A 25,255-nucleotide genomic window follows, 5' to 3' on the forward strand; every position below is an offset into this window, starting at 1 on the left:
TTTGCGCACTAAAGCTCCCGGTGCCCACCGCCGCCACGTCGCCGGTCGTCGAACGTGGACACTTCGTGTCACCGGCCGACCACGACCGTCCAAGATCGCGTCGCGGCCGGCCCGGTAGGGTGGGGGAATGCTCGATGCGCCTCCGCCGGTGGCCGGCGGGGGGCCGTCGTCCCGAGGTGCGGACGCGTCCGGCGGGGGGTCGACGCCGGGCCGGGGCGCGGCGGGGCTGGCCGGGCGGTGCGCCCGGGTCGCCCGGTCCCGGCCCTTCGAGATCGCCATCGTCGTGCTCATCCTGGCCAACGGGGCGGTGCTCGGCATCGAGACGTACCCGCACCTGGGGTCGGCGCGGCCGGTGCTGCGCGGGCTGGAGTGGGCCTTCCGGCTCGCCTTCGTCGCCGAGATCGGCGTGCGGGTGCTGGCCTACGGCCGTCGGCCGCAGGACTTCTTCCGCCACGGCTGGAACGTCTTCGACTTCCTGGTGACCGCCGCGATCTTCGTGCCCGGCCTGCACGGCGACTCCGCGCTGCTGCGCGTCGTCCGGGTCGCCCGGATGCTGCGGCTGGTGCGCTTCTCGCCCGGCCTGCGGACGATCGTGGCGGCGCTGTGGCGCAGCCTGCCGGGCGTCGCCGGCTTCCTCGCGCTCGCCGGCGTGACGCTCTACGTGTACGGCATGGCCGGCTGGCTGATCTTCGGCCGGTCCCAGCCGGAGGAGTACGGCGACATCGGGCGGTCGCTGCTGACCCTGTTCGTGCTGCTGTCGCTGGAGACCCTGCCCGACCTCGTGGCGCAGGGGATGGCCCTGTCGCCGTGGACGCTGGTCTACTACGTCAGCTTCGTGATCATCACCGTCAACCTGCTGCTCAACATCCTGATCGCGGTCATCGTCAACTCCATGGAGGAGGCCCGCCGGCTGGAGATGACCGAGCGGCTGGCCCCGGACTACGACGCCGACGGCGACGGCGTGCCCGACGAGGTGGACCGGATCGCGCTCACCCAGCGGCTCGACGACCTGCGGGCCGTCATCGCCGAACTGGAGCGGGAGCTGCGCATCGACCGCGACGACAGGTCGTAGGCCCGCCGGGCCGGCAGGCGACGACGCGGCGGCACGCGCCGGCCGGTGGGTCGACGCGCGCCGCCGCCGGGAGCGTCACTGCTGGATCGGCTGCCCGTCGTTGCCGCAGATGTAGCCGTCGACGATGCAGGTCTTCACCCGCCGGGCGAGCTCTGCCTCGTCCCAGGCGTTGAAGAAGTCGCCGTGGAAGGTGTAGCCGGGGGCGGTGGTGACGTTGGCCCCGTCGCGGATGCCGGCCAAGCTGAGCCCGGTGCCGCGCACGTCGTACGTGATGAGGAGCTCCAGCCGGGGCACGGGCACCGGGTGGCTGGCCGGGCAGGTGCCGCCCACGCCGCCCAGGCCGAACGCCATGTGGCTCTTGTGGTCGGGGCTGTCCAGGTTCTTCCCGTCCCAGCAGGTCGGGAAGTCCAGGTACGTCTCCAGCTTGGATCCGGCGGGGCAGACCGGGAAGTCGCCGCTGGCGGCCGGGATGCCGACGCAGTTCCACCGGGCGGCGGGGTTCTGGCCGGCGCTGGTGGCGAGCGGGTTGCCCACCACGATCCGCAGGCCCTGGGGGTGGGGCTTGACATTCGCCCGGTCGGTGAGGCCCTGGTAGTAGATCCGCACGCTCTGTGGCTTCTGCGCCACCCCGTTCTGGTAGAGCGTCGGCACCCAGTACGCGGACTTGTCGGCCACCGGGTTGCAGGTCGTCCCGCCGGCCCGCAGCGAGGTCAGGTCGGTGTACGCGTTGGTCGTCGTGTTGCCGAAGAACTCGTGCGTGTGCGAGGCGCCCGGGCGGCCCCACATGACGATCGGGTCGTCGCCTGCCCGGCCCTTGCTCGGGCAGTCGGCCCGGAACTCGGAGCCGCGCACCGGAGCGAGCTGGAGCTCCAGCGCGGCGGCCTCCTGCTCGGGGCTCAGCGCGTACGCGTGGCCGGCGTGGCCGCCGACGGCGGCCGACCCGCCGCTCGCCGCCCGCGCGTCGACGGCGTCCCGGTCGGCCAGCACCCCGCCCGCGACCAGGGTCACCAGCGCCACGGTCAGCGCGCCCGCGCGGCGCAGGCGCGGTGGGCGGGGGACCGGGTCGGCGGCGCGGCGCTCTCGGATGAACCGCATGCTTCCTCCTCGCCCGGCGCACCGGGCACCGGCCCGGGATCGCCGGGCCGTAGACGGGATGGGTGGGAGAGCGCTCTCTGACTCATTGATAACCGAACGCAGTCATACCTGTCAATGTGAGTGACGGCGGCTCCGGTCCACTCCGGACAGTCGGCCGACGGGTGGGCCCGGCGGCCGGGCGGGCCGGGGCGGACCGTAGCCGCGCAGGTCAGCGGGCATAGACCCCCGTGGGTTCACCGCGTCGAGATCGACTTGACACGCCGGCGACACGGCCCGGTCCGACAGTGGGCGCATCATCTCCCACCCCAGGAGGAGCACCCCTTGGCGCCAACCCCACCGACCGACGCCGAACTGGACGTCCTCATCCGCGCCCGGCTCGCGTCCCTCGGCATCGACCTCGACCAGCTCCCGCCCGGCACCACCGCCGACCCGCAGACCGGTTCCCCCGGCCGCGACTCCGTGCTGGCGTCCCTGCGGTCCTTCGTCCGTGGCACCGTCGGCACGCTGGCCGCGTACCAGCTGCCCGCCCCGGCCGGCACCGACCCCACCGTCGCCATGGCGCTGTCCCAGCAGCCCGCGCCGATGCTCTACCCCTCGATCAGCACGGAATGGCGGAAGTGATGAGCACAGCCCCCGTCGACCGTGGCGTCGACCGTCGAGCCTTCCTCGCCCGCACCGCCGCCCTGGCCGCCGCGTCGGCGGTCGGCGGCGCCGTCGGGCTGCCCGCCGTGGCCTCGGCGGCCGGTCCCGCCCGAACACCCCTGCTCGCCGCCGCCAAGTGGAACCCGGCGCTGGACGTGCCCAACGCCTACGTCAAGCCCCGCCCGGAGGCCGTGGCCGACCCCACCGAGCTCACCGTCGCCGAGGCGGCCTGGCTGATCCGCGCCGGCAAGCTCACCCCCGCCAAGCTGGTCGAGGCGTACCTGGCCCGCATCTCCACGTACGACGGCACCTACCAGGCGTTCAACCTGGTGCTCGCCGAGGCGGCGGCCAAGGCGGCGGCCGCCCTGGCGAAGAAGCCCCGGCGCGGCGCGCTGCACGGCATCCCGCTGGCGATCAAGGACAACTACTACACCGCCGGGGTGCCCACCACCGCCAACTCCTACCTGTTCGCCGACTTCCGGCCGCCGTACGACGCCACGGCGGTGTCCCGGCTGCTCGCCGGCGGGGCCATCGTGCTCGGCAAGACCCAGATGGGGCCGCTGGCCACCACCCGGGCCACCACCCCCGCCGGCGTGGTCACCACCGTCAACGCGTGGACCCCGACCAACAGCAGCACCGACCCCGGCGGCTCGTCCACCGGCACCGCGACCGCCGTCGCCGGGCGGCTCGCCGCCTCCGGCACCGGCACCCAGACCGGCGGCTCGATCACCGCGCCGTCCAACGCGCAGAACCTCACCGGCCTCAAGCCGACGATGGGCCGCGTCTCGTTGCACGGCATCATCCCGCTCAGCTACACCCGCGACCACCCCGGCCCGCTGGCCCGCGACGCCAAGGACGCGGCCATCATGCTCACCGCGATGGCCGGCGAGGACCCCGCCGACCCGCGCACGCAGGGGCTGCCCGAGGTGCCGAAGCTGATCGACGCGGCCACCCCGGCGTACTCCGGCGGCAAGCTGAAGCTGCGCTGGAAGACCCGCATCGGCGTGCTGCCGGGCTTCACCGCCGGCACCACCGAGACGGCGGCGGCGCGGGCCGCGTACCTGGCGAAGCTCGCCGCGATCCCCGGCGCGACCGTGGTGGACGTGCCGCTGCCCGACGAGTGGGACCTGCTCACCGGCAGCGCGTTCAACAACGTACGGCTGCCCGAGCGCAGCGAGCCGTTCATGCCGTACCTGCGCACGGACCTGCGCGGCTTCGGCGTGTCCGTGACGAGCTGGCTGCAGGGCGCGCTGCTGGGCGCCAACGAGTTCGTCACCGGCCAGCGGGCCAAGCTGCTGCTCATGGAGCGGGTGCTCGACCAGCTCTTCGCCTCCTGCGACGTGGTGGTGCAGACCGGCCCGGTGCCGTTCGACATCCTCGGCCTGCCGGAGATCGCCTTCCCGATCGGGTTCACCGCCGCGGGCGTGCCGATCGGCACCATCCTCGGCGGCCTGCCCTACGGCGAGGACCGGCTGTTGTCGGTGGCGGCGGCGTACCAGGCGGTCACCGACTGGCACCGGCGGCGGCCCGCCGACCCGCCGGCGGCCCCGGCCGCCGCGGCGCGCGGCCTGGCGGCCCCCGCCGCCCTGCGGCTGACCGCCGAGGAGGTCGCCGAGCTGGCCCAGTGAACCCGTCGTCGCCGGCCCGCCCGCTCCGCCCGCTCGGGGCGGGCCGGCGACGACGCCCGCGAGCGGCCCCGCCCGCGCCCCGATTGACCTCAACCCTGGTTGAAGTCGTACGGTCGGCGGGTGGCCGTCGAGGGACGGCCCGTTGTCCCCTGTGGAGGATGCGTTGTCCGAGTCCCCGTACCAGTTGGCCGTCATCGTCGGGAGCGTCCGCGACGGCCGCTTCGGCCCCGTCGTGGCGAACTGGTTCTGCCGGCAGGCGAGGCAGCGCGGCGACCTCGTCGTCGACCTGATCGACCTCGCGCACGTCCCGGCGGCGCTCGCCGGCGCGCCCGGGGCCGTGGCCCCGGACGAGGCGTCCTTCGCGGAGCGGATCGCCGCGGCCGACGCCGTCGTGGTGGTGACGCCGGAGTACAACCACAGCTACCCCGGGCCGCTGAAGGCCGCGATCGACTCGGTGGGCGTCCCGTGGCACGCCAAGCCCGTCGGCTTCGTCTCGTACGGGGGGATCTCCGGCGGCCTGCGGGCGGTGGAGGCGCTGCGGGTGGTCTTCGCCGAGCTGCACGCCGTCACCATCCGCGAGACGGTCAGCTTCGCCGGAGCCCACGCCTGCTTCGACGCGGCCGGCGAGCCGGTCGACGCCGGCCAGGTCGACCGCGCCGCCAGCGCCATGCTCGACCAGTTGGGCTGGTGGGCCGAGGCGCTGCGCACGGCGCGGGCGGCCCGACCGTACGGGTCCTGACCCCGGTCGGTGGCGCGCCCCGTCCGGCGCGCCACCGGCTGCCCGTGGGTCCCCCGGCCGTGAGAAGGGGACCCTTCTCGACCGTATGCGTTAAGAGGGGGCCCTTCCTTGCCCGCTCAGCGGTCGGGGGCGTCGGCGGGGGCCATCACCCGTAGCGCGTTGGCGGCCAGCCCGATCCGGATCGGGGTCTGGCCGCACAGCTCGCCGTCCACCTCGACCCGCGCCGGCCGGTCGGTCTCCAGCCACAGCTCGCCGACGGCGAGGAACGGCGTCTCGGCGAGGGTGCGCCGGGCCCCCGTGGCGGCGTTGCGGGCGGTGTCCCGCAGCAGGCCGCGCCGGGTCGGCCCGCCGACCGGGTACGCCACCAGCAGCCGGTCGTCGGCGTCGGTGTCGGCGGTGATCGGCCGGCCGGCGTGGAAGCCGCCGTTGGCCACGTAGAGCTGGTGGGTGTGGAACTCGTGCGTCGCGTCACCGGCCCGCACCGTCGCCCGCAGCGCCCGGTGCCGGGCCAGCAGCGCCAGGGCGGTCGCCGGGTACGCGAGCCGGCCGGTGACCCGCTTGAGCGCGGGCGGCGTCCGCAGCATGATGTCGGCCGACATGCCCACCCCGACGTGGTTGGCGAACGGCATGTCGCCGGCCAGCCCCAGGTCGACGTCGATCACCTTGCCGTCGGCGAGGACCGCCACCGCGGCGGCCAGGTCCAGCGGGAGGCCGAGGGTGCGGGCGAAGTTGTTGGTGGTGCCCAGCGGCAGCAGGCCCAGCGCCACGTCGCGGTGCGCGAGCAGCCGGGCGGCGGCGCTCTGCGTGCCGTCGCCGCCGCCCGCGACGAGCAGGTCGGGCCCGAGCGCCAGGGCGTCGGCGAGGCTGCGCTCCAGCTCGCCGGGGCGGTCGGCCGGATACTCCCCGAGCAGGTCGAAGCCCGCGCCGGTCAGCAGCGCCCGGGCGTGCTCGTAGAGGCGGCGGCCCCGGCGGGAGCGGGCGTTGACCACCAGCGCCGCCCGCCGGTCGCGCCGGATGGCCGCGTCCAACTCCTGCTTCGTCCGCATGGCTGCCGACCCTATCTCCGCCGGCCGGAGATCGCGGTGGCCAGGCCGCCGCGTGGCGTGGGAACGGCCGACAGCCGGTGAAGGATCGGCGAACAGTGCCGAGCGGGGCAGCGGGCGGGACGGTGAAGACGGTAGATACGTGAGGCATGACGAACACCATCGACCGTCGTACCCTCCTGCGGCTGGCCGGCGCATCCGCCGGGACGGCCGTGCTCGCCGGCGCCACCCTGGCCGGCGCGGCCCCCGCCGGCGCGGCCGGCGGCGCGTTCCGGCACGGGGTGGCCTCCGGCGACCCGCTGCCCGACGGGGTCCTGCTCTGGACCCGGCTCACCCCCACCGACGAGGCGCAGCCGGGCTCCGGCGTCGGCCCGGAGGCGGAGGTGACCTGGCAGGTCGCCGCCGACCCCGACTTCGTGACCGTGACGGCCCAGGGCGCCCTGACCACCGGCCCGGCCCGCGACCACACGGTCAAGGTGGCGGTCACCGGCCTCGCCCCGGCGACGACCTGGTGGTACAGGTTCGGGTACGCGGGGGCGTGGTCGGCGACCGGGCGCACCATGACCGCGCCGCCCGCCGACGCCGACATCGACCGGCTCCGCCTCGGCGTGGTCTCCTGCGCCAACTGGGAGGCGGGCTACTTCTCGGCGTACCGGAACCTGGCCGACCGGGGCGACCTCAACCTCGTCGTGCACCTCGGCGACTACCTCTACGAGTACGGCACGGGCGAGTTCGACGCCGGCGGGTCGGTGGTGCGGCCGGTGCTCCCGGCGCACGAGGTGCTGACGCTGGCCGACTACCGGATCCGGCACGCGCTCTACAAGACGGACCCGGACCTGCAGGCGCTGCACGCCTCGGTGCCCTGGGTGATCACCTGGGACGATCACGAGGTGGCCAACGACCAGTGGTCCGGCGGCGCGGAGAACCACACCCCGGCCACCGAGGGCGCCTTCGCCGACCGGGTGGCCGCCGCCCGGCAGGCGTACGCCGAGTGGATGCCGGTGCGCACCGGCGCGGACGGGGCGATCTACCGCCGCTTGCGGTTCGGGCGGCTCGCCGAGTTGTCCATGCTGGACCTGCGCAGCTACCGGTCGCAGCAGGCGTCGGGCTCCGCCGTCGACGACCCGGCCCGGACGATCACCGGCGACGCGCAGATGTCCTGGCTCAAGAGCGGCCTGGCCGCCTCCACCGCCCGGTGGAAGCTGGTCGGCAACCCGGTGATGATCGCCCGGGTCGACCTCGCCACGCTGCCCGCCTGGCTGCTGGGCCCGATCGGCCGGCTGCTGGGCGTCCCCGAGAACGGCGTGGTGCTCAACCCCGACCAGTGGGACGGCTACAACGCCGACCGCAACGAGCTGGTCGACCACCTGCGCGCCACGGGCACCCGCGACGTCGTCTTCCTGACCGGCGACATCCACACCTCGTGGGCCAACGAGGTGACCACCCGGGCCACGGGCACGTCCGACCCGGCCGCTGCGGAGTTCGTGGTCCCCTCGGTGACCAGCGACAACGTCAACGACTTCCTCGGCCTGCGGGAGGGCAACGCGCTCAGCGTCCTCGGCGCGGACCTGCTCCGGGCGACCAACACGCACGTGCGCTGGACGGAGCTGGACGGCCACGGCTACGGCGTGCTGGAGGTGACGCGGCAGCGCTGCCGGATGGACTGGTACCACCTGGCGGACCGGACCCGGCCGGGCAGCGCCAGCCGGTGGGTGGCCGGCTGGTCGGTGGCGGCCGGGTCGTCGACGTTGCGCCGGGAGACCGCGCCGCAGGCGTGACCCGGCCCGGGGCGGGCGGTGGTCCGCCCGTCCCGCCCCGGCGCCGGTCACCGGGGCGGTCCGCCGGCCCCGGCGTCAGCGCCCGCGCAGGGCGCGGCCGAGGTTGCCGCCGAACACGTCGGCAGCCTCGGCGGCGGAGAGCCCGTCGAGCCCGACCGGCCGCAGGGCCTGGGCGAACGACACGTGGTCCAGGCTGGGGGAGAAGTCCGAGCCCCAGTAGAGCCGGCGCGCGCCGAAGCGGTCCAGCAGCAGGTCGACGAAGGGCCGGGCGGCGTCGTGCGGGTACGCCTCGGCCGGGTCGCTCACGGCGTACAGTCCGGAGATTTTGACCCCGACGTGCGGCAGGCGGGCCAGGTCGGTCAGCGGGGCGAGCCGGTCGGCGGCGGCCCGGGGAGCCGGCGCGGCGGGCTGCCGGCCGGGCAGGCCGAGGTGGCTGAACAGCACCGTGCACCCGTCGAGCGCGGCCAGCGCCCGCCCGAGCCGGCCGGTCGCCTCGGGGGTGGCGTTGAGGCTGACCACCGCGCGCGCGTCGTTGAGCGGCCCGGCGGCGCTGTGGGCCCAACCGGCGAACGCGTCGGCCGCGTCCGCGTCCGGCAGGTACGCCGCGACGCCCGCGAACCCCGCCGCCCGGAGGCGGTCCAGCCCGGCCCGGTCGGTGCCGGTGACCGGAACGTAGGCCAGCGGCGCGATCCAGTCGTGGGCGGCCGCGAGCGCGGCGAGGTGCCGGTTGTTGCCGGCGAACTCCGGCGCGCCCTCGTAGCCGACCACGAGCGCCCGGCCGATGCCGTGTTCGTGGCGCAAAGTCCGGTAGACGGCGAGTTCGTCGCCCCCGGCGGGGGACCGTCCGTAGCGGCCCGGATACCCGTCGGCGAAGAGGTGCAGGTGTGCGTCGGCGCGTTCCATGGCCGGACCCTAACCGATTCCGAGCTGCCCATTGACGTGGGAGGACCCCTCGCTTAGGTTCTTGTCTCAATTAGGTCCGGATTATCGGACGCAGGCGAGGGGTGGTCCGCGTGGTGCAGGCGTACGAGGGTGTTGATGATCTGGTGCGGCTGCGACGGCAGCTACACCAGCACCCTGAGCTGCGGTTCACCGAACAGCAGACGGCGGCCGTCCTCGCCGGCCGGCTCGCCCCGATCGCCCGGGTTCGCTCCGGCGTCGCCGGCACCGGTCTCGTCGCCGAGATCGAAGGGCGTGCCCCAGGGCCGTCGGTCTTGCTTCGGGCCGATATGGACGCCTATCCGGTCCAGGACGCCAAGGAGGTGCCCTGGGCGTCGGGGAACCCGGGCGTCTGCCACGCCTGCGGGCACGACGTGCACATGACCGTGGTCGCCGGCGTCGCGGCCCGGCTCGCGGCCGACCCGCCCGAGCGGGGCACGGTGACCGTGCTGTTCCAGCCGGCCGAGGAGATCCCCTTCGGCGAGGACTCCGGCGCCGCCGCCGTGCTCGCCGACGACGCCCTGCGCGGCCGGCGCTTCGACGCCGTCCTCGGCCTGCACTGCTGGCCCGACCTGCCGGTCGGCGCGGTCGGCGTCGACCGGGAGACCGCGATGGCGGCCAAGGACGCCTTCCGGGTCGAGGTGCTCGGCCGGGCCGCGCACGCCGCCACCCCCGCCCTGGGCCGCGACGCCATCCTCGGCCTCGCCGGCATCGTCAACCTCCTGCACGCCGGGGTCGCCCGCTCCCGCAACCCGCACGAGCTGGTCGCCTTCAACATCGGCACGATCGCGGGCGGGGCCAGCCAGAGCCAGGTCGCCGAGCGGGCGGAGGCGACCGGCACCCTGCGCACCCACGACGAGGGCACCCGCGCGCGGCTCAAGGAGGTCGTCGAGCGCATCGCCCGGCAGCAGGCCGCCGCGCTCGACCTGGGCCTGCGGTTCACCTGGGCCAACGAGATGCCCCCGGTACGCAACGCCGCGCCGCTGGTGGCCCTCGCGCACGCCGAGCTGCCCGCCGTGGTCGACGTCGTCGACCTGACCGAGCCGCCGCTGACCACCGACGACTTCGCCCTGCTGGGCGCGCTCGGCCCCAGCCTGTACGTCAAGCTCGGGGTGACCGGCGACCGCGGCGGCGCGCCGCTGCACTCCGGCGCCTTCGACGTCGACGAGCGGTGCATCGGGGCGGGCGTGGCCGCCCTGGACCGCCTCACCCGGGCCGTCCTCGCCGGCCGGCTCGCCGGGCCGGAGGCGGCCGACGCCCCCGCCCGGCCGGAGGCCGACGCCCCCGGCGCGCGGGAGCTCCCCGGCGCGCGGCGCGCCACCGACGCCGACCCCGGCGGCCCGACCGTCGCCGCAGGCCCGGCCGCCGCCTCCGGGGCGGTCGGGGCATGAGCCGCCCGTCCGTGGCCGTGGTCGGCGCGGGGGCCTTCGGCGTGCGGCACCTGGCCGCGTACCGGTCGCTCGGGGTGGCCGTGTCCGCCCTGGTCGAGCCGGACGCCGCGACCCGGGCGCGGGTGGCCGCGGAGCACGACGTGCCGCGGACGTACGCCTCCGTGGCCGAGCTGCTGGCCGCTGCCGGGCCGGATGCCGCGTCGGTGTGCGTCCCCGGCCCGGCGCACCGCGCGGTCGCCGTGGAGCTGCTCGCCGCCGGGGTGCCCGTGCTGGTGGAGAAGCCGCTCGCCGCGACCGCCGCCGACGCCGCCGCCATCGTGGCCGCCGCCGAACGCGCCGGCGTGCTCTGCCAGCCGGGGCACATCCTGCGGCACAGCGCCCCGCACCGGGCCCTGCACGACGCGGTCCGCGCCGGCCGGATCGGCGACGTGCTCGCCGTGTCGTCGCGCCGCGACCGGCCCCGCACCCTCAGCCGGCTCTTCCCGCGCGAGCACCCCGCGCTGCTCACCGCCGTGCACGACATCGACCTGGCCCTCTGGTACGCCGGAGCGCCCGTGGTCGAGGTGCGCGCGGCGGCCCGGACCCGACCCGGATCGGCCACCCCGGTCCTGGTGTGGGCGGAGCTGCGGCACGCCAACGACGTCGTGTCGTCGATCCGCAACAGCTACCTGCTGCCCGAACACACCCCGAACCACACCTCGGACCTGGTCGAGGTGTACGGCACCGACGGGGTCGCGCACGTCGACCTCGGCCACCCCACGCTGCTCGTCCAGGGCGAGCCGACCGAGGCGCCGGACTGGCTCCTCTCCCCGGTCGACGGCGGCGGAGCGCTCGCCGCCGAGCTGCGGCACTTCCTCGGCCGGATCGACGGCACCGAGCCGACGGCGGTCGTCCCGCTCGCCGACGGCCTGCACGTCGTCCGGGTCGCCGAGGCCGTGGTCGACAGCGCCTCCGCCGGCGGGTCGGCCCGCCGCGTCCCTCAGAGCCCCCACTTGTGACAGGAGCTACCCCGATGTTTCGACGGAGTTTGGCCGGCGCCCTCGCCGCCGGCATGGCGGCCGCCGCGCTGCTGACCGGATGCGGCGGTGGCGGTGACGACGCCACCGACGGCCCGGTCACCCTGAAGGTGCTGACCTGGGAGCCCGGCGGCACCGAGTACTGGAAGCAGGTCAAGACCAGCTTCGAGGCCGGCCACCCGAACATCAAGCTGGAGATGCAGTCCGTCCCCTTCGACAAGTACCCCGAGGTGCAGGGCCCGTACATCACCTCGCAGTCCGGGCCGGACGTGATGGCCAACAACGCCGGCCTGGAGCTGTTCGACCGGCGCGGCGCGTACGTGCCGCTGGGCGACAAGGCCGCCGAGATCACCAAGGACCTGGTCACCTACAGCGGCGCCTGCGAGGGCTTCGACACCAGCAAGACCTGCTACGGCGTGCCGTTCTCCTACCAGGGCAACGTCCTCTACTACAACAAGGCCGTCCTGACCGCCGCCGGCCTGGACCCGGAGAAGCCCCCGGCGACCTGGGACGAGTTCGGCGCGGCCTGCGACGCGGTGAAGAAGGCCGGCAAGACCTGCCTCGCGCTCGGCCTCTCCGGCACCTTCCCGGCGTACTGGGACTTCCCGGAGATCGCCCGCAACTATCTCACCGAGGACGACATCCGGGCCCTGCTCGCCGGCAAGCTGTCCTGGAAGGACCCGAAGCTCGTCGCGGTGCTGGAGAAGCTCGCGGAGATCACCACCAAGGGCTGGGCGAACAAGAACGCCCCGTCGATCACCATGCTCCCCGACGGCGCGGACATCTTCCAGCGCGGCGACGCCGCGTTCGCCGGCACCATCATCTCCGACGCGGTGAACTGGGAGGCGTTCGGCAAGGCCCTCGGCGACGACAAGCTCGGCGTCACCCGGTGGCCGGCGATCGACCCGGCGGCCCCGCTGGCCCAGAAGTTCTCCGGCATCGAGGGCGCCGTCTACGGCGTCACCCAGTGGAGCCAGAAGAAGCAGGCCGGCCTGGAGTTCATCACCTGGCTCGCCGGCAAGGAGAACGGCGAGCTGTGGGTCAAGTACGGCAAGGGCCAGCCGCTGAACAAGAACGTCGACAAGGCCCTGCTGCCCTCCTCGCCGGCCTTCCTGAAGATCCAGGAGCTGGTGGCCCAGCCGACCCTGCACGCCGGCGTGATGCTCTCCGGCCCCGAGGCCGACGCCCTGGCCCGCGGCTGGCAGCAGGTCACCCTCGGCCAGCTCACCGTCGACAAGTGGGCCGAGCAGATGCAGCAGGCGCTGGAGCGCAGCCCCACGAAGAAGCAGACCAAGTAGCCACCCCGGGCGGGGCGAGCCTCGTCGCCCCGCCCGGCCAGCCCCGGAGGAGGAACCCTGATGACGATCTCCACCGCGCCGGAGCCGGTGGCCGCCGACGCTCCGCCCGCGCCGCGCCGCCGCCGGGCCCACCGGCCGGGCCAGGCCCGGGAATGGTGGCTCGGCGCGGTGCTGGTGCTGCCCGCGCTCGTGCTGGTCGTGCTGTTCAAGCTGGTGCCCCTCGTCCGGGGCGTGCTCACCAGCTTCGAGGCGTCCAGCGGGTTCGGCGGCAGCGAGTTCGCCGGGGCCGACAACTACACCCGGATGCTCGACGACCCGATGGTGCGCACCAGCTTCCGCAACGCCCTGCTGGTGGTGGCCACCCTGCCGGTGTGGATCGTGGTCCCGCTGGTGCTGGCGCTGCTCATCCACCAGCGCTCGCCGGGCTGGAAGTTCTTCCGCGCCGTCTACTTCGTGCCGTACACCATCGCGCCCATCGTCGTCGGCATCATGTTCCGGCAGATCCTCGCCCCCGACGGGCCGCTCAACGCCCTGCTGCGCGGCGTCGGCCTCCAGCCGCTGGCGATCGAGTGGCTCAACGGCCGGTACAGCGCGTTGTTCTCGCTGGTCGCGGTCGCCCTGTGGAGCTTCTTCGGCCTCGGCGTGATGACCTACCTCGCCGGCCTGGCCACCATCCCCGAGGAGACGCTGGAGGCGGCGTACCTCGACGGGGCGGGCTTCTGGCGGCGGCTGTTCTCGGTGGTCGTGCCGATGCTGCGCCCGACCGTGGCGTACTGGAGCGTGCTCTGCGCCTCCGGCGTGCTGATCTGGCTGTTCCCGCTGATCTACGCGCTGACCCAGGGCGGGCCGGGCGACGCCACCATGCTCCCCGAGTACCTGGTCTTCCTGACCACCTTCCAGTTCCTCGACCGCGGCTACGGCTCGGCCATCGGCATCGCCCTGTTCGTCTTCGTCGCCGTGCTGTCGATCTTCAGCGTGCGGCACATGTTCACAGAGGGGACCCGCAAGCCGCGATGAACGCGCGCCACTCCGCCCGCATCGGGCGCTACCTGCTGACGTTCGCGTTGGTCGTCGTCGCCGTCGCGGCGATCTACCCGCTGCTGTTCACCGTGGTCAGCTCGGTGAAGACGCAGGCCGGCTTCGCCGACGACCCGCTGGGCCTGCCCGCCGGGATCACCCTGGACAACTACCTCGAGGCGTTCCGCCGGATGAACATGCCCCGGCTGCTGCTCAACTCGCTGATCACCACCGTCGGCGGGCTGGTGCTGTCGGTGCTCGCCGCGCTGCTGGTCGCGTACGCGGTGACGAAGCTGCGCTTCCGCGGCGGCAAGATCGTCTTCCTGCTGATCATCGTGTCCCTGACCATCCCCAGCCAGGCGATCATCTACCCGCTCTACCAGACCGTGCTCGACCTGGGCATGTCCGGCGAATACCAGGGCCTGATCCTGGCGTACGCGGCGTTCGGGCTGCCCCTGGGCACGTACCAGCTCGCCGGCTACTTCCAGCAGGTGCCCGACGAGCTGATCGAGGCGGCCCGGGTCGACGGCGCGGGTCACCTGACCATCCTCTTCCGGCTGCTCGCCCCCATCGCCACCCCGGCCCTGGCGGCGCTGGCCATCTTCAACTTCGTCTGGATGTGGAACGACCTGCTGCTGCCCCTGGTCATCATGGGCGGCTCGGACAGCAAGACGCTGATGGTCGGCGTCTCCCTGCTCAGCGGCCAGTACGACGTGTCGGTGCCGCTGGTCAGCGCCGGCCTGATCGTCGCCCTGCTGCCGGTGCTGGTCATCTACCTGGTCTTCCAGCGGCAGCTCGTCTCCGGCGCGCTGGCCGGCTCCGGCAAGTGACCGCCCCGGCGGGCGCCGGCCCCGACCGTCCGCCGGCCGGGGACACGGGCCCGGCCCGGCGCGCGACGGGAGACGCCGGCCCGGCCCGGCGCGCGACGGGCGCGCCGGCCGGGCCGGGGGAGCAGGTGTGCCACCTGTACCGGCTGCGCCCCGGCGCCGAGGCCGAGTACGAGCGCCGGCACGCCGAGGTGTGGCCGGAGCTGTCCGCGCTGCTCGACGAGGCGGGGATCTACGAGTACGCCATCTACCGGCGCGACCTGCTGCTGATCTGCGTGCTGCGCACCCGCGCGGGCTTCGCCCACGCCGGCGCGGTCACCGCCGCCTCGCCGGTGCAGGCCCGGTGGACGGCGTCGCTGGCCCATCTCTTCGCCGAGATCGCCGACGCCGACGGCGAGCCGCTGTGGGCGCACCGGGTGTTCCACCACCCCGGCCACCCACCGCCCGCCTAGCGGGTCGGCGCACGCCGCCCCCACCGCGCCCCGCGCGGCGCACCCCGCGCGGCGCACCCCGCGCCGCGCACCCCGCGCCGCACCCACCTGCGCCTGCGGTGAGAAGGGTTCCCTTCTCGACCGCAGGCGTTAACAGGGGGCCCTTCCTTAAACCGCGTACGCGACGGAGCCGTCGGCGCGCAGCGGGATGCGGGTCAGTGGCCGGCCGGTGAGGTCCAGCGGCGTCGGGTCGGACAGGTCGAGGGTGACGCCCAGCCCGGGGTCCTGCGGCACCGGCAGGAAGCCGCCCTCGCGGCGCACGCAGGCGCGGGCGGGGCCGTCGGCGAGCGCGTCGTCCAGCGGCGAGTACTCCTGCGTGACGAAGTTCGGGATGACCGTGTCCAGGTGCACGGAGGCCATGGTGAGCAGCGGGCCGAGGCAGTTGTGGGTGACCACGGCCGCGTGGTGCGCCTCGGCCAGCGCGGCGATCTTGCGGGCGTGGCTGAGACCGCCGGCGAGCCCGACGTCGGGCCGGACGTACTGCGCGCCGCCCTGGGCGAGCAGCTCCTTGAACTCCCAGATGGTGTGCAGCCGCTCCCCGTTGGCCATCGGCACGCCCGGGGCCCGTCGGAGGACCCCGGCCTGGCTGCTCACGCTGTCGATCTGGATCGCGTCCTCCACCATCAGCGGGTGGTGCCGGGCCAGCGCCGGCACGACCGCCTCGGCCTGCAACGGGGTGAGCTTGCGGTGCAGCTCGATCAGCAGGTCGACGTCCGCGCCGACGGTGTCGCGCACCGCCGCCGTGGTGGCCTCGGTCTCGGCCACCAGGCGGGCCTGGGACAGGTCGCCGTAGTTCGCCGGCAGCGGGTCGAACTTCACGGCGGTGAAGCCGTCGGCGACGGCGGCGGCGGCCTCGGCGGCGAGGGCCGGCGCGCCGGTGCCGCCCAGCAGCAGGTGCAGCCGGATCCTCTCGCGCACCCGCCCGCCGAGCAGTTGCCACACCGGCATGCCGAGCCGCTTGCCGAGCAGGTCCCACAGGGCCAGGTCGACGGCGGAGACGGCGGCGGTGAGCACCGAGCCGCGGAACGGGCCCATCCGGTACAGGTGGTGCCAGTGGTGCTCGATCCGGCCGGCGTCCGCCCCGATCAGGTAGGGCCGGAACGCCTCCACCACGGCGTGCACCGCCGTCGGGTAGCCCCAGCAGGCGGACTGGCCGACCCCGGTCAGCCCGTCCGCCGTGTGCACCTGGACGAAGTGCGCGTCGCCGCGCACCGCCGACTCGACCTCGACGATCTCCATGCCCGCTCCCAAATTAGAGACCAATAACGGCCACAAACTTGCTTCAGCACTCTTCCATAGCCCTGGACTGCTGGTCTAGGCTCCTCAACCAACGAGTCGGAATAAGGCTCAATTATCTCTGGGGGATGTGATGGGGCTGCCGGACGACTATCGGCTCATGGCCCGGATCCGCCGGTTCGAGGAGCGGCTGACCGCCCTCAAGGACGCCGGCGAGATCCCGGGATCGATCCACCTGTGCAACGGCCAGGAGGCCGTCCCGGTCGGCGCCTGCCGGGCGCTGCGCGACGGCGACCACGTCACCGCGACCTACCGGGGGCACGGCTGGGCGATCGCCCGGGGCGTCGACCTCACCGGCCTGTTCGCCGAGATGATGGGCCGCGACTCGGGGCTGTGCGGCGGGCGCGCCGCCTCGCCGTACCTGTCGGACCCGGGGCGCTGGTTCGTCGGCGAGAACTCCATCGTGGGCGCCGGGGTGCCGATCGCGACGGGCGCGGCGCTCACCGCCCAGCGCACCGCCAGTGGCGCGGTGTCGGTGGTCAGCATCGGCGACGGCGCGATGAACCAGGGCAACGTGCACGAGGCGCTCAACCTCGCCGCCGTGCTCGACCTGCCCCTGGTGCTGGTGGTGGAGAACAACGTCTACTCCGAGATGTCGCGCATCTCCGACATGGTGCGGGTGAAGCAGCTCGCCGAGCGGGCCGCCGGCTACGGCCTGCCCGGCCGGGTGGTCGACGGCAACGACCCCGACGCCGTGTACGACGCGGTCGCCGAGGCGGTGGACCGGGCCCGCGAGGGCTCCGGCCCGTCCATCGTGGAGGCCATGACCGAGCGCCTGGTCGGCCACTACAGCGGCGACGCGCAGCACTACCGCCCGGCCGGCGAGATCGCCGCCGCCCGGCAACGGGAACCGCTGGCCCGCATCCGAGCCGCCGCCGACGCGGACCTCACCGCCCGGCTCGACGCGATCGACGCCGAGGTCGACGCCGAGATCGAGGCCGCCGTCACCGCCGCCCGCGCCGTGCCCCATCCGGACCCGGCGACCGCGAGGGAGCACGTCTATGTCTGAGTCGCTGCGCTACATCCAGGCCGTCAACGCGGCCCTCACCTGGGCCCTGGACAGCCGGACCGACACCGTCTACTTCGGCGAGGACGTGGCCCTGCCCGGCGGGCCGTTCGGCGCGACGAAGGGGCTGCACAAGAGGTTCGGCTCCGACCGGATCTTCGACACCCCGATCTCCGAGACCGGCTTCCTCGGCATGGCCCTCGGCGCGGCCATGACCGGGCTGCGGCCGATCGCCGAGATCATGTACGCCGACTTCTCGTTCGTGGCGATGGACCAGATCGTCAACCAGATAGCCACCATCCGCTACTCCAGCGCCGGGCGGTGGCGGGCCCCGCTGGTGATCCGGATGCAGCAGGGCTACTCGCCCGGGGCCTGTGCCCAGCACTCGCACTCCCCGGAGGCGTACTTCGCGCACACCCCCGGCCTGCGGGTGGCGCTGCCAGCCACCCCCGACGACGCGTACCAGATGCTGCGCACCGCAGTCGTCAGCGACGACCCGGTGGTCGTCGCCGAGGCCCGGATGCTCTACCCGACCCGGGGCCCGGTGCGCACCGACGCCCCGGTGGAGCCGGTCGGCGGGGCCCGGGTCGTCCGGTCCGGCGCCGACGTCACCGTCGTCGCCTGGTCCCGCATGGTGTCGGCGGCCCTCGACGCCGCCACCACCCTGGCCGGGGAGGGCATCGACGTCGAGGTGGTCGACCTGCGCTGGCTCAACCCCCTCGACTTCGACACGGTCGCCGCGTCGGTGGCGCGCACCGGCCGGCTGGTGGTGGCGCACGAGGCCAACCTCACCGGCGGGTTCGGCGCGGAGATCGCCGCCCGGGCCGCCACCGAGTGCTTCGCCGACCTGCGCGCGCCGATCGCCCGGGTGGCCGCCCCGGACGTGCCGATGCCCGCCGCGCCGGCCCTACAGGCCGTCGTGGTGCCCGAGGCCGCGACCGTGGCCGACGCGGTGCGCCGGACGGTCCGGCCGTGAGCGACGCCCCGGCCGGCGCGCCGGTGGGCGGCGACCGCGCCGGTCTGCTGGCCGACGGCGGCGACCGCGCCGGTCTGCTGGCGGGCCGGCGGGTGGTCGTCGTCGGCGGCGCGTCCGGCATCGGCCTGGCCACCGTGGTCGCCGCCGCCGACGCCGGCGCGGCCGTCGCCGTGCTCGACGCCGACGCCGCCGGCGCGGCCCGCGCCGCCGCGCAGGCCCGTGCCGCCGGGGCGACGGCCTGCTCCCGGGGCGTGGACGTCACCGTGGAGGAGGAGGTCGCCGGGTCGCTCGACGCCGTGGCCGCCGAGCTGGGCGGGGTCGACGCCGTGCTGCACGTCGCCGGGGTGATGCGCGGCCAGGGCCTCGACGTGCGCGACGTGCCCGTCGAGCTGTGGGCGCGGGTCATCGCCGTCAACCTCACCGGCCCGTTCCTGGTCGCCAAGCACGCCGCCCGGCACCTGAGCGCCCGCGACGGGGTGCTCGTGCTGGTCGGGTCGAAGGCGGGCGTGCAGACCGGCTCCGGCTCGGTACCCTACGGCGCGAGTAAGGGAGGGTTGCACGGACTGGCGCTCACGCTGGCCCGCCAGCTCGGTCCACAGGGGATCCGTGTGCACGCGCTCTGCCCGGGGGACATCGACACGCCGCTGATGCGGCGGTCGCTGGACGAGGCGCGGGCCAACGGCACCGACGGCGGGCGGATCGCCGCGGTCGAGGCCGCGCTGGGTCGCCCCGAGGACGTCGCCTCGGTGCTGGTCCTGCTGGCGTCGCCGGTCAGCGCCGGCCTCGCCGGCACGGTCTGCACCGGCTGAGCACCCCGCCCACCTGGCCAGCGGCGCACGACATGGAGGCAGCAACGTGATCGGGATCATCGGCCCGGAGGACTCGATCCGGCTCGTGCAGGAGGTGGCGGCCGGGGAGGGCCGCGCGGACAGCGTCACCGCGCGCGCCTACACCCGGCCCGAGCAGGCCCCCGAGCTCGCCCGCGAGCTGGACGAGGTGTGCCAGGTGCTGCTGTTTACCGGCCGCATCCCGTACGCGTTCGCCAGCGCGGCCGGCGACCTGCGGGCGGAGATCGACTACGTCCCGCACGCCGGCATCGACCTCTACCGGACCCTGTCGCGGATGCTGCTGGCCACCGGCGGGAAGCTGCCCCGGGTCAGCGTGGACACCATCGAGGCCGAGATCGTCCGGGAGACGTACCACGACATCGAGGTCGCCCCGCCGACGGAGATCCTGCCGATCGCCGACTCCTCCGGGCTGCTCTTCTCCGGCCTCGACGAGATCACCGCCTACCACCGCGAGCGCTACGCCTCCGGCGCGGTCGAGGCGTGCCTGACCTGCCTCGGCGCGGTGCACCGCGACCTGGCCGACAGCGGGGTGCCGGTGTGGCGCGTGGAGCACACCCGCGCCTCGGTGCGCGACGCGCTGCGCCGGGCCTGGCTCGCCGCCGAGGTGCGCCAGTCCCGGGCCACCCAGATCGCCGTGATGATGGTCGACCTCGGCGCGTCGACGCACCGGACGCAGGACCCCTACCAGGCCGAGCGGCAGCGGCTGCGGGTGCGGGAGGCGCTGCTGGAGCACGCCGAGCGGATGCGCGGCCGGCTCGCTGCCGTCGACGACCGGACCATGGTGATCACCACCACCCGGGGCACCGTGGAGAGCGCCATCGCCCGGCACCGCGACGGGCACGCCTCCCTGCTCACCCTGCGCGGCGTCGACGTGGGGCACGCCGTCGGCTTCGGCGCGGGCACCACCATCGCCGCGGCCGAGGACAACGCCCGCAAGGCCCTCGCGTTGGGCCGGCACAGCGGCGACACCCACGTGGTCTTCCCCGACGGCGAGGTCTACTCCAGCCGGGAGACCGCCGTGCGTCCCCGGCTGCGGGAGACCGCCCCGGGCGTGCTGCGGGTCTCCGAGCAGCTGCGCATCGGGCCGCTGTCGACCCGGCGGCTGCTGGAGGCCCTGCACCAGATGGACCCCGACCAGGTCACCGCCCGCGGGCTGGCCGACGCGTACGGGGTGGAGGCGCGCTCGGCCCGCCGCCTGCTCAAGGCCCTGCGGGCGGCCGGCTTCGCCGAGGAGGTCGGCGTGCACGTGAGCACCGGCGCGGGCCGCCCGCAGGCCGTCTACCGGGTCGCCATGCGGCGGCTCCTCGGCGCGATCGGGGCCGAGCCGTGAGCGGGGCCGAGCCGTGAGCGGGGTCGAGCCGTGAGCGGGCCGGGCGCGAACGGGGGCCGCGGCGTGAGCGGCGTGAGCGGCGGGACCGGGCCCGTGAGCGGGCCGACCCCCGACGCCGGCGCGCCGGTGCGGTTCGAGCCGACGTACCTCGTCACCGCCGTCTTCGCCGCCGACGCCGCCGCCCGGCGCGAACCGCACCGGGCCGCGCACCTGGCGCACGTGCGGGCCCTGCTCGCCGACGGCGTCGCCCTGGTCGCCGGTGCGCGCGCCGACCTGACCGCCTCCGTGCTGGTGCTGCGGGCCGCCGACGCGGCCGCCGCCCGCGCCCTCGTCGCACAGGATCCCTACTGGCGGCACGGGGTGTGGACCACGCTCGACGTGGCCGACTTCCTCGCCGCCACCAGCCACACCCTCGGGAGGACATGATGTCGTCGTACCGCCAGGTTCCCGGCGTGCGGGTGCTCGGGGCCGAGCACGCGCCGTACGCCGCCGCCCTGCTGCGCGCGGCGTGGGGCGACGGCGGCCCGGACGCCGTGCCGGTGCGCCTCGCCGTCGACCCGGCGCTGCCCGAGGGCGGCCACCGCGTCGACGTGCCGGAGGCCGGCGAGATCCGGCTCACCGGCGACCCGTTCGCCGGCCTGGTCTACGCCGCCCGCGACCTCGTCGGCCGGGCCACCGGAGCCGGCCTGCCCGTCGGCGCGTCCGCCGCCGCGCCCGGGCTGCCGCTGCGCACCCTGTGGACCTGGGACCACTCGACCAACTGGGACACCCGGCAGCTCGGCCAGCAGGAGATCGGCGCGCTCAACCCGTACGCGAAGTCCGCCGACGCGTTCGGCGCCGACTACCGGCGGCTCGTCGACTTCTGTAGCCGCGAGCGGATCGGCGGCATCGTCGTGTACGGGCTGCTGCGCGACGCCCACGGCGGCGTCGAGGCGGCCCGCGACCTGTGCGAGTACGCCAACGCCCGGGGCGTGCGGATCATCGCCGGGATCGGCGTCAACGCCTACGGCGGCATCTACTTCGACGGCCGGCACCGCTACAACCTGGCGACCTGGCTGCGGCAGCGCCCCGACCTGGCCGCCGAGCTGCCGAAGAAGGTCGGCTTCGACATCGACGAGTTCGGCGACCTGCACTTCCCGGCCAGCGAGTACATGATGGCCGCCTGCCCGTCGCAGCCGGACAACCTCGCCTGGCACCGCGACGCGATCGACTGGCTGCTGGACACCCTGCCCGTCGGCGGGATCAACTTCGAGACCGGCGACTACGGCAGCTGCGCCTGCGCCCGCTGCGGCGAGCGCACCGGCGGCGAGCGCACCTCCTGGTCCTACGAGGCGATGCGGGCGGTCTACCCGACCCTGCTGGAGACCGCCCGCCGCCCCGGCCCGGCCGGGGTGCCGCTGCGCCACCTCGTGGAGGTCTACTGGGACAACATCTTCGACCTCGACGCCCAGCAGCCCCTGGCCGACCTGCCCGACGACGTCGCCTACCAGTACTGCGTGAACCGGGGCTTCTGGTACGACCAGCGCGACCGGCTCACCGCCGCCCACGTCGACCGGCTGCCGCACACCACGAACGTGCTGCGCACCCACGCCGGGTCGCAGTGGAACCGGCAGCGCCACTCCTGGGTGCCCGAGATGTACGCCGACATGGCGGCCCGCTGCGGGGCGGCCGAGATGCGGGGGCTGACCATCTTCGCCGAGGCGGCGGCCTACCACCCGACCAACGAGATCAGCTATCTGGCGTACGCCCGGTTCACCTGGAACCCCGAGCTGGCCTGGGCGGACTTCTGGCGCGACGAGGTCGCCCCCCGCTTCGGCGGCTCGGCCGAGGCCGAGGCGTTCCGCGACGGCGCGGCCCTGCTCGACGACCCGACGGCCGACGCGGCGGCCCTGACCGCCGTGCGCGGCGACGCCCTCGCCATGGTCGCGGCCACCGGCGGGGAGGTCCAGCGCCGCTGGCTGTGGCTCGCCGAGCGGGCCGCCCGGCACGCCCACTCGGCCGGCTGACCGCGCCCGGCCGGCGGCATGACGGTTGCCGGGCGGGACCATGACAGTCGTGTGAAGAATCCGCCGGCCGGGTCGCGGAGGGTTTGCCGCCCGGGCCGCGAGGGGCACCGTGGAGGTGCACGCGACAACCGTTCGAGAGGATCGGCCCAGTGGAAGTCACCGGTTTCTTCACCGCCATCATCATCGGTCTGATCATCGGCGCGCTGGGCCGGCTGGTCGTGCCCGGCAAGCAGAGCATCCCGATCTGGCTCACCCTGCTGATCGGCGTGGTGGCCGCGATCCTCGGCACCCTCGTCGCCGGCGTGCTCGGGGTCGACGAGACGGCGGGCGTCGACTGGATCGAGCTGTTCATCCAGGTCGCCTTCGCCGCGATCGGCGTGTCGCTCGTCGCGGGCGCGTACGGCCGCCGGCGCTGACCACGCTCCCGCCCGCCGCCGGCCCGCCCCCGCCCGGGGCGGGCCGGCGGCTCAGTGCGCCGCACCGGGGCGGGCCGGCGGCGGCTCAGGGCGTCGCCGCGCCGCGCCGCGCCGCCCGGTCGGCCCCGGCCCGGCGCGTCCGGCCCGGCGAGCCGGGTGCGCCGGCCGCCGCCCACGCCGCCGTGAGCAGCAGCAGCGCGGCGACATAGGTGCCCATCACCAGCAGGCCGTGGCCGGGCAGGGTCGTGCCGGCCGCGTCCACGCCGATCAGCAGGTCGGACACCAGGAACAGCGCCCCGCCGGCCGCCGCGCGCCCCGAGACCCCGGCCGCCGCGGCGGCCATCAGGCACAGCGCGAGGCTGTAACCGAGCACGGGCAGCCGCAGCGTGCCGAGCGGACCCCACAGGGCGGCGTTGGCCAGCGCCCACAGGGCCAGGTAGCCGGCGACCACCGCCACGGGCGGCCGCCGGTGCCGGGTGAACGCCACCACGAGGCTGACCTGGGTGCCGAGGAAGCAGCCCATGCCGACCAGGAAGGCGGGCTCGCCGGGCAGCAGCAGGGCCACGTCGCCGGCCGTGGCGAAGACCAGCCCGAGCGCGAACGCGTCGAAGCGCCGCCGCCTGTCCGTGTGCGCCGCGTCGTCGGTGGTCCGCCCGGCCCCGGGCCGCCCGGGGCCGGGCCGCAGCAGCCAGAGCAGCAGCAGCGGGGCGAGCAGCGGCTTGGTCAGCCACTGGAGCACCAGGTTGTCGAGCGCCACGCCGACCAGCTCGACGGCGGCGACCACCCCGAACGGCACGAGCCGCCTCATCGGGCGCCCTGCGCGGCCCGGACGGCCACCGCCGGGGCCGGCGGCGGCCGCCAGCCGGGCCGGCGGAACAGGTGGCCCAGCCGGTGCCGCCAGGACGCCGCCGCGCGCACGTCGGCCCAGATCGCCGCGTACTCGTGGGTGGCCACCCGCAGCGGGTGGTAGGTGCCGATGTTCGTGGTCAGCCCGTACCGGGCGGGGGCGCGTTCCGGCTCGAAGGTGCCGAACAGGCGGTCCCAGACGATCAGGATGCCGCCGTAGTTGCGGTCCAGGTACTCGGCGTTCACGCCGTGGTGGACGCGGTGGTGCGACGGGGTGTTGAAGACCCACTCGACCGGCCGGGGCAGCACCCGGACCCGCTCGGTGTGCAGGAAGAACTGGTAGAGCAGGCTGACCGACTGCTGGAGGAAGATCATCCACGGCGGGATGCCGAGCAGGGCCAGCGGCAGCCAGAACGGCAGCGACGTCATCGGCGTCCAGCTCTGCCGCAGCGCGGTCGACAGGTTGTAGAACCTGCTGGAGTGGTGCACCACGTGGCTGGCCCAGAACAGCCGCACCTCGTGGTGGGTGCGGTGGAACCAGTAGTAGGCCAGGTCGTCGGCGACGAACAGCAGCATCCAGGTCCAGACGCTGGCGGGGGAGAGCTGCACCGGCGCGAGGGTCCACAGCCCGGCGTACAGGCCGACCGTGAGCAGCTTCCACGGGAAGCCGATCACCTGGCTGCCCGCCCCCATGGTGAGGCTCGTGGCGGTGTCGCGCAGCTCGTAGCCGCGTTCGTCGTCGTCGGGAGCGAACCGGTAGGACACCGCCTCCACGACGATGAGCAGCAGGAACGCGGGCACGGCGTAGAGCACGGCGGGGATCATGCGCGGCACTCCCGTCCCGGCGCGGCGGGGGCGGCAAGGGCGGCGGTGAGCAGGGACCGGGCCTGCCGCGCGGCGTCGTCGCCCCGGCCGTCGGCGATCGCCTCGGCGAGCCGCCGGTGCCCGGCGACGTCGAGCAGCTCGGCGGCGCGCCGCTGCGGCGGCACCTCGCCGACGGCGAGCGCGCCGGCCACGAGGCTGTTGAAACCCAGCAGGTACGCGGTGTTGCCGCAGCCGCGCACGACGTGCCGCCACAGGGTGATGTTGGCCTCGGCCATCCGGGGCAGGTCGGGCGCGAGCGCGGCGTACTCCTCGACGGCGCGGGTGACGGTGTCCCGCGTCGCCGCGTCGGCCCGTTCGGCGCAGAGCCGGGCGGCGTCCACGCCGATGCAGGCGCGCATCTCCAGCATGTCCCGCACGAGCGTGTCGACCGGCAGGACGTCGCCGGAGCGGACCAGGGACAGGGCGAGGTCGAGCCCCGCGTGCACCCGCCAGTCGAGCACCCGGGTCGCGCCGCCCTGGCTGACCCGGACCAGGCCGAGCTGTTGCAGGCGGCGCAGCGCCTCGCGCACGGCGTGCCGGTTCACCGCGAACGCGGCGGCCAGCTCCCGCTCGCCGGGCAGGGTGTCCCCGGGCCGGTACGCGCCGCTGACGACGGCGTCGCGGAGCTGGGCGAAGACGTGGTCGGAGACGGAACCCCGGGGGACAGGGACGAAGGTCATGCGGTGCAGTG

Annotated in this window: 25 protein-coding genes; 18 read left to right on the forward strand and 7 right to left on the reverse strand. The window is 74.9% G+C overall.

All coding sequences use genetic code 11. The annotated features are described in order from the left end of the window. Nucleotides 1–127: 127 nt before the first annotated feature. Entirely contained in the window at nucleotides 128–1,072 is a 945-nt protein-coding gene (locus O7633_RS00925) for an ion transporter (protein ID WP_282325400.1), read from the forward strand. A gap of 75 nt (nucleotides 1,073–1,147) precedes the next feature. On the opposite strand, the gene O7633_RS00930 is transcribed toward O7633_RS00925, so the two are convergent. Beyond that, the gene (locus tag O7633_RS00930; RefSeq protein WP_282325401.1) at nucleotides 1,148–2,167 is read right to left on the reverse strand and encodes a DUF1996 domain-containing protein; all 1,020 of its coding nucleotides are present in this window, start codon (nucleotides 2,165–2,167) and stop codon (nucleotides 1,148–1,150) included. A 321-nt stretch (nucleotides 2,168–2,488) separates the two neighbouring features. Between O7633_RS00930 and O7633_RS00935 the strand changes: the two genes are divergently transcribed. The 3 genes from O7633_RS00935 (at nucleotide 2,489) to O7633_RS00945 (ending at nucleotide 5,176) form a co-directional block, all read left to right on the forward strand. Beyond that, complete coding sequence (locus O7633_RS00935) at nucleotides 2,489–2,788, forward strand: hypothetical protein (RefSeq protein WP_278134631.1); 300 nt, start codon at nucleotides 2,489–2,491, stop codon at nucleotides 2,786–2,788. After that, nucleotides 2,788–4,437: an amidase gene (locus tag O7633_RS00940; RefSeq protein ID WP_282325404.1), complete on the forward strand. Its 1,650-nt coding sequence runs from the start codon at nucleotides 2,788–2,790 to the stop codon at nucleotides 4,435–4,437. The genes O7633_RS00935 and O7633_RS00940 overlap by 1 nt, the downstream gene beginning before the upstream one ends. 163 nt (nucleotides 4,438–4,600) lie before the next feature. Further along, a complete protein-coding gene (locus O7633_RS00945; protein ID WP_282325405.1) occupies nucleotides 4,601–5,176 on the forward strand; it encodes an NAD(P)H-dependent oxidoreductase in 576 nt (191 codons plus the stop codon). 116 nt (nucleotides 5,177–5,292) lie between these two features. Here O7633_RS00945 and O7633_RS00950 read toward each other — a convergent pair whose 3' ends face one another. Next, entirely contained in the window at nucleotides 5,293–6,222 is a 930-nt protein-coding gene (locus O7633_RS00950; RefSeq protein WP_282325406.1) for a diacylglycerol kinase family protein, read from the reverse strand. Nucleotides 6,223–6,368: 146 nt separating this feature from the next. On the opposite strand from O7633_RS00950, the gene O7633_RS00955 reads away from it, so the two are divergent. Continuing rightward, nucleotides 6,369–7,997 (forward strand): alkaline phosphatase D family protein, encoded by a 1,629-nt coding sequence (locus O7633_RS00955; protein WP_074479111.1) that lies wholly within the window; start codon nucleotides 6,369–6,371, stop codon nucleotides 7,995–7,997. A gap of 75 nt (nucleotides 7,998–8,072) precedes the next feature. Here O7633_RS00955 and O7633_RS00960 read toward each other — a convergent pair whose 3' ends face one another. Continuing rightward, a complete protein-coding gene (locus O7633_RS00960; RefSeq protein ID WP_282325407.1) occupies nucleotides 8,073–8,900 on the reverse strand; it encodes an amidohydrolase family protein in 828 nt (275 codons plus the stop codon). A 110-nt stretch (nucleotides 8,901–9,010) separates the two neighbouring features. Between O7633_RS00960 and O7633_RS00965 the strand changes: the two genes are divergently transcribed. The 6 genes from O7633_RS00965 to O7633_RS00990 are packed head-to-tail and all read left to right on the forward strand — an operon-like array spanning nucleotide 9,011 to nucleotide 14,937. Then, entirely contained in the window at nucleotides 9,011–10,327 is a 1,317-nt protein-coding gene (locus tag O7633_RS00965; protein ID WP_282325410.1) for a M20 family metallopeptidase, read from the forward strand. After that, nucleotides 10,324–11,325 (forward strand): Gfo/Idh/MocA family oxidoreductase, encoded by a 1,002-nt coding sequence (locus O7633_RS00970; protein ID WP_282325412.1) that lies wholly within the window; start codon nucleotides 10,324–10,326, stop codon nucleotides 11,323–11,325. Before O7633_RS00965 ends, O7633_RS00970 begins: the two co-directional genes overlap by 4 nt. A 14-nt stretch (nucleotides 11,326–11,339) precedes the next feature. Beyond that, nucleotides 11,340–12,641: an extracellular solute-binding protein gene (locus O7633_RS00975; protein WP_246384598.1), complete on the forward strand. Its 1,302-nt coding sequence runs from the start codon at nucleotides 11,340–11,342 to the stop codon at nucleotides 12,639–12,641. Between the two features lie 60 nt (nucleotides 12,642–12,701). After that, complete coding sequence (locus tag O7633_RS00980) at nucleotides 12,702–13,658, forward strand: sugar ABC transporter permease (protein WP_282325416.1); 957 nt, start codon at nucleotides 12,702–12,704, stop codon at nucleotides 13,656–13,658. Continuing rightward, entirely contained in the window at nucleotides 13,655–14,488 is an 834-nt protein-coding gene (locus O7633_RS00985; protein ID WP_282325418.1) for a carbohydrate ABC transporter permease, read from the forward strand. The genes O7633_RS00980 and O7633_RS00985 overlap by 4 nt, the downstream gene beginning before the upstream one ends. Continuing rightward, complete coding sequence (locus tag O7633_RS00990) at nucleotides 14,485–14,937, forward strand: L-rhamnose mutarotase (protein ID WP_282325419.1); 453 nt, start codon at nucleotides 14,485–14,487, stop codon at nucleotides 14,935–14,937. Before O7633_RS00985 ends, O7633_RS00990 begins: the two co-directional genes overlap by 4 nt. A gap of 147 nt (nucleotides 14,938–15,084) precedes the next feature. Here the strand turns inward: O7633_RS00990 and O7633_RS00995 are convergent, their stop codons facing one another. Then, on the reverse strand, nucleotides 15,085–16,215 hold the full coding sequence (locus O7633_RS00995; protein ID WP_282325421.1) for a mandelate racemase/muconate lactonizing enzyme family protein: 1,131 nt from the start codon (nucleotides 16,213–16,215) through the stop codon (nucleotides 15,085–15,087). Between the two features lie 130 nt (nucleotides 16,216–16,345). On the opposite strand from O7633_RS00995, the gene O7633_RS01000 reads away from it, so the two are divergent. From O7633_RS01000 to O7633_RS01030, 7 genes are all read left to right on the forward strand, one after another. Further along, entirely contained in the window at nucleotides 16,346–17,281 is a 936-nt protein-coding gene (locus tag O7633_RS01000) for a thiamine pyrophosphate-dependent dehydrogenase E1 component subunit alpha (protein WP_282325424.1), read from the forward strand. Continuing rightward, on the forward strand, nucleotides 17,274–18,254 hold the full coding sequence (locus tag O7633_RS01005) for a transketolase C-terminal domain-containing protein (protein WP_282325425.1): 981 nt from the start codon (nucleotides 17,274–17,276) through the stop codon (nucleotides 18,252–18,254). The genes O7633_RS01000 and O7633_RS01005 overlap by 8 nt, the downstream gene beginning before the upstream one ends. Then, nucleotides 18,251–19,063 (forward strand): SDR family oxidoreductase, encoded by an 813-nt coding sequence (locus O7633_RS01010; RefSeq protein WP_282325427.1) that lies wholly within the window; start codon nucleotides 18,251–18,253, stop codon nucleotides 19,061–19,063. The genes O7633_RS01005 and O7633_RS01010 overlap by 4 nt, the downstream gene beginning before the upstream one ends. 46 nt (nucleotides 19,064–19,109) lie before the next feature. Then, a complete protein-coding gene (locus O7633_RS01015) occupies nucleotides 19,110–20,432 on the forward strand; it encodes a hypothetical protein (protein ID WP_282325429.1) in 1,323 nt (440 codons plus the stop codon). A gap of 93 nt (nucleotides 20,433–20,525) precedes the next feature. Continuing rightward, nucleotides 20,526–20,858 (forward strand): YciI family protein, encoded by a 333-nt coding sequence (locus O7633_RS01020; RefSeq protein WP_282325431.1) that lies wholly within the window; start codon nucleotides 20,526–20,528, stop codon nucleotides 20,856–20,858. Then, entirely contained in the window at nucleotides 20,858–22,438 is a 1,581-nt protein-coding gene (locus tag O7633_RS01025; protein WP_282325432.1) for a hypothetical protein, read from the forward strand. Before O7633_RS01020 ends, O7633_RS01025 begins: the two co-directional genes overlap by 1 nt. Nucleotides 22,439–22,587: 149 nt before the next feature. Next, nucleotides 22,588–22,854 (forward strand): GlsB/YeaQ/YmgE family stress response membrane protein, encoded by a 267-nt coding sequence (locus O7633_RS01030; RefSeq protein WP_282325433.1) that lies wholly within the window; start codon nucleotides 22,588–22,590, stop codon nucleotides 22,852–22,854. A gap of 85 nt (nucleotides 22,855–22,939) precedes the next feature. On the opposite strand, the gene O7633_RS01035 is transcribed toward O7633_RS01030, so the two are convergent. From O7633_RS01035 to O7633_RS01045, 3 genes are read right to left on the reverse strand one after another with little or no spacing between them, the layout of a single operon-like run. Next, nucleotides 22,940–23,662: a lysoplasmalogenase family protein gene (locus O7633_RS01035; protein ID WP_282325435.1), complete on the reverse strand. Its 723-nt coding sequence runs from the start codon at nucleotides 23,660–23,662 to the stop codon at nucleotides 22,940–22,942. Then, nucleotides 23,659–24,525, reverse strand: coding sequence for a sterol desaturase family protein (locus tag O7633_RS01040; protein WP_282325438.1), 867 nt, complete (start codon nucleotides 24,523–24,525; stop codon nucleotides 23,659–23,661). Before O7633_RS01040 ends, O7633_RS01035 begins: the two co-directional genes overlap by 4 nt. Further along, nucleotides 24,522–25,244 (reverse strand): GntR family transcriptional regulator, encoded by a 723-nt coding sequence (locus O7633_RS01045; protein ID WP_282325440.1) that lies wholly within the window; start codon nucleotides 25,242–25,244, stop codon nucleotides 24,522–24,524. Before O7633_RS01045 ends, O7633_RS01040 begins: the two co-directional genes overlap by 4 nt. Between the last annotated feature and the right edge of the window lie 11 nt (nucleotides 25,245–25,255).

Origin of the sequence: Micromonospora sp. WMMD712, from assembly GCF_029581295.1 — a bacterium.
Classification (GTDB): domain Bacteria; phylum Actinomycetota; class Actinomycetes; order Mycobacteriales; family Micromonosporaceae; genus Micromonospora; species Micromonospora carbonacea.

Coding starts and splice junctions, on each gene's coding strand:
- O7633_RS00925 (WP_282325400.1), top strand. CDS start 128: ATGCTCGATGCGCCTCCGCCGGTGGCCGGCGGGGGGCCGTCGTCCCGA.
- O7633_RS00930 (WP_282325401.1), bottom strand. CDS start 2,167: ATGCGGTTCATCCGAGAGCGCCGCGCCGCCGACCCGGTCCCCCGCCCA.
- O7633_RS00940 (WP_282325404.1), top strand. CDS start 2,788: ATGAGCACAGCCCCCGTCGACCGTGGCGTCGACCGTCGAGCCTTCCTC.
- O7633_RS00950 (WP_282325406.1), bottom strand. CDS start 6,222: ATGCGGACGAAGCAGGAGTTGGACGCGGCCATCCGGCGCGACCGGCGG.
- O7633_RS00955 (WP_074479111.1), top strand. CDS start 6,369: ATGACGAACACCATCGACCGTCGTACCCTCCTGCGGCTGGCCGGCGCA.
- O7633_RS00960 (WP_282325407.1), bottom strand. CDS start 8,900: ATGGAACGCGCCGACGCACACCTGCACCTCTTCGCCGACGGGTATCCG.
- O7633_RS00970 (WP_282325412.1), top strand. CDS start 10,324: ATGAGCCGCCCGTCCGTGGCCGTGGTCGGCGCGGGGGCCTTCGGCGTG.
- O7633_RS00975 (WP_246384598.1), top strand. CDS start 11,340: ATGTTTCGACGGAGTTTGGCCGGCGCCCTCGCCGCCGGCATGGCGGCC.
- O7633_RS00980 (WP_282325416.1), top strand. CDS start 12,702: ATGACGATCTCCACCGCGCCGGAGCCGGTGGCCGCCGACGCTCCGCCC.
- O7633_RS00985 (WP_282325418.1), top strand. CDS start 13,655: ATGAACGCGCGCCACTCCGCCCGCATCGGGCGCTACCTGCTGACGTTC.
- O7633_RS00995 (WP_282325421.1), bottom strand. CDS start 16,215: ATGGAGATCGTCGAGGTCGAGTCGGCGGTGCGCGGCGACGCGCACTTC.
- O7633_RS01000 (WP_282325424.1), top strand. CDS start 16,346: ATGGGGCTGCCGGACGACTATCGGCTCATGGCCCGGATCCGCCGGTTC.
- O7633_RS01005 (WP_282325425.1), top strand. CDS start 17,274: ATGTCTGAGTCGCTGCGCTACATCCAGGCCGTCAACGCGGCCCTCACC.
- O7633_RS01025 (WP_282325432.1), top strand. CDS start 20,858: ATGTCGTCGTACCGCCAGGTTCCCGGCGTGCGGGTGCTCGGGGCCGAG.
- O7633_RS01035 (WP_282325435.1), bottom strand. CDS start 23,662: ATGAGGCGGCTCGTGCCGTTCGGGGTGGTCGCCGCCGTCGAGCTGGTC.
- O7633_RS01040 (WP_282325438.1), bottom strand. CDS start 24,525: ATGATCCCCGCCGTGCTCTACGCCGTGCCCGCGTTCCTGCTGCTCATC.
- O7633_RS01045 (WP_282325440.1), bottom strand. CDS start 25,244: ATGACCTTCGTCCCTGTCCCCCGGGGTTCCGTCTCCGACCACGTCTTC.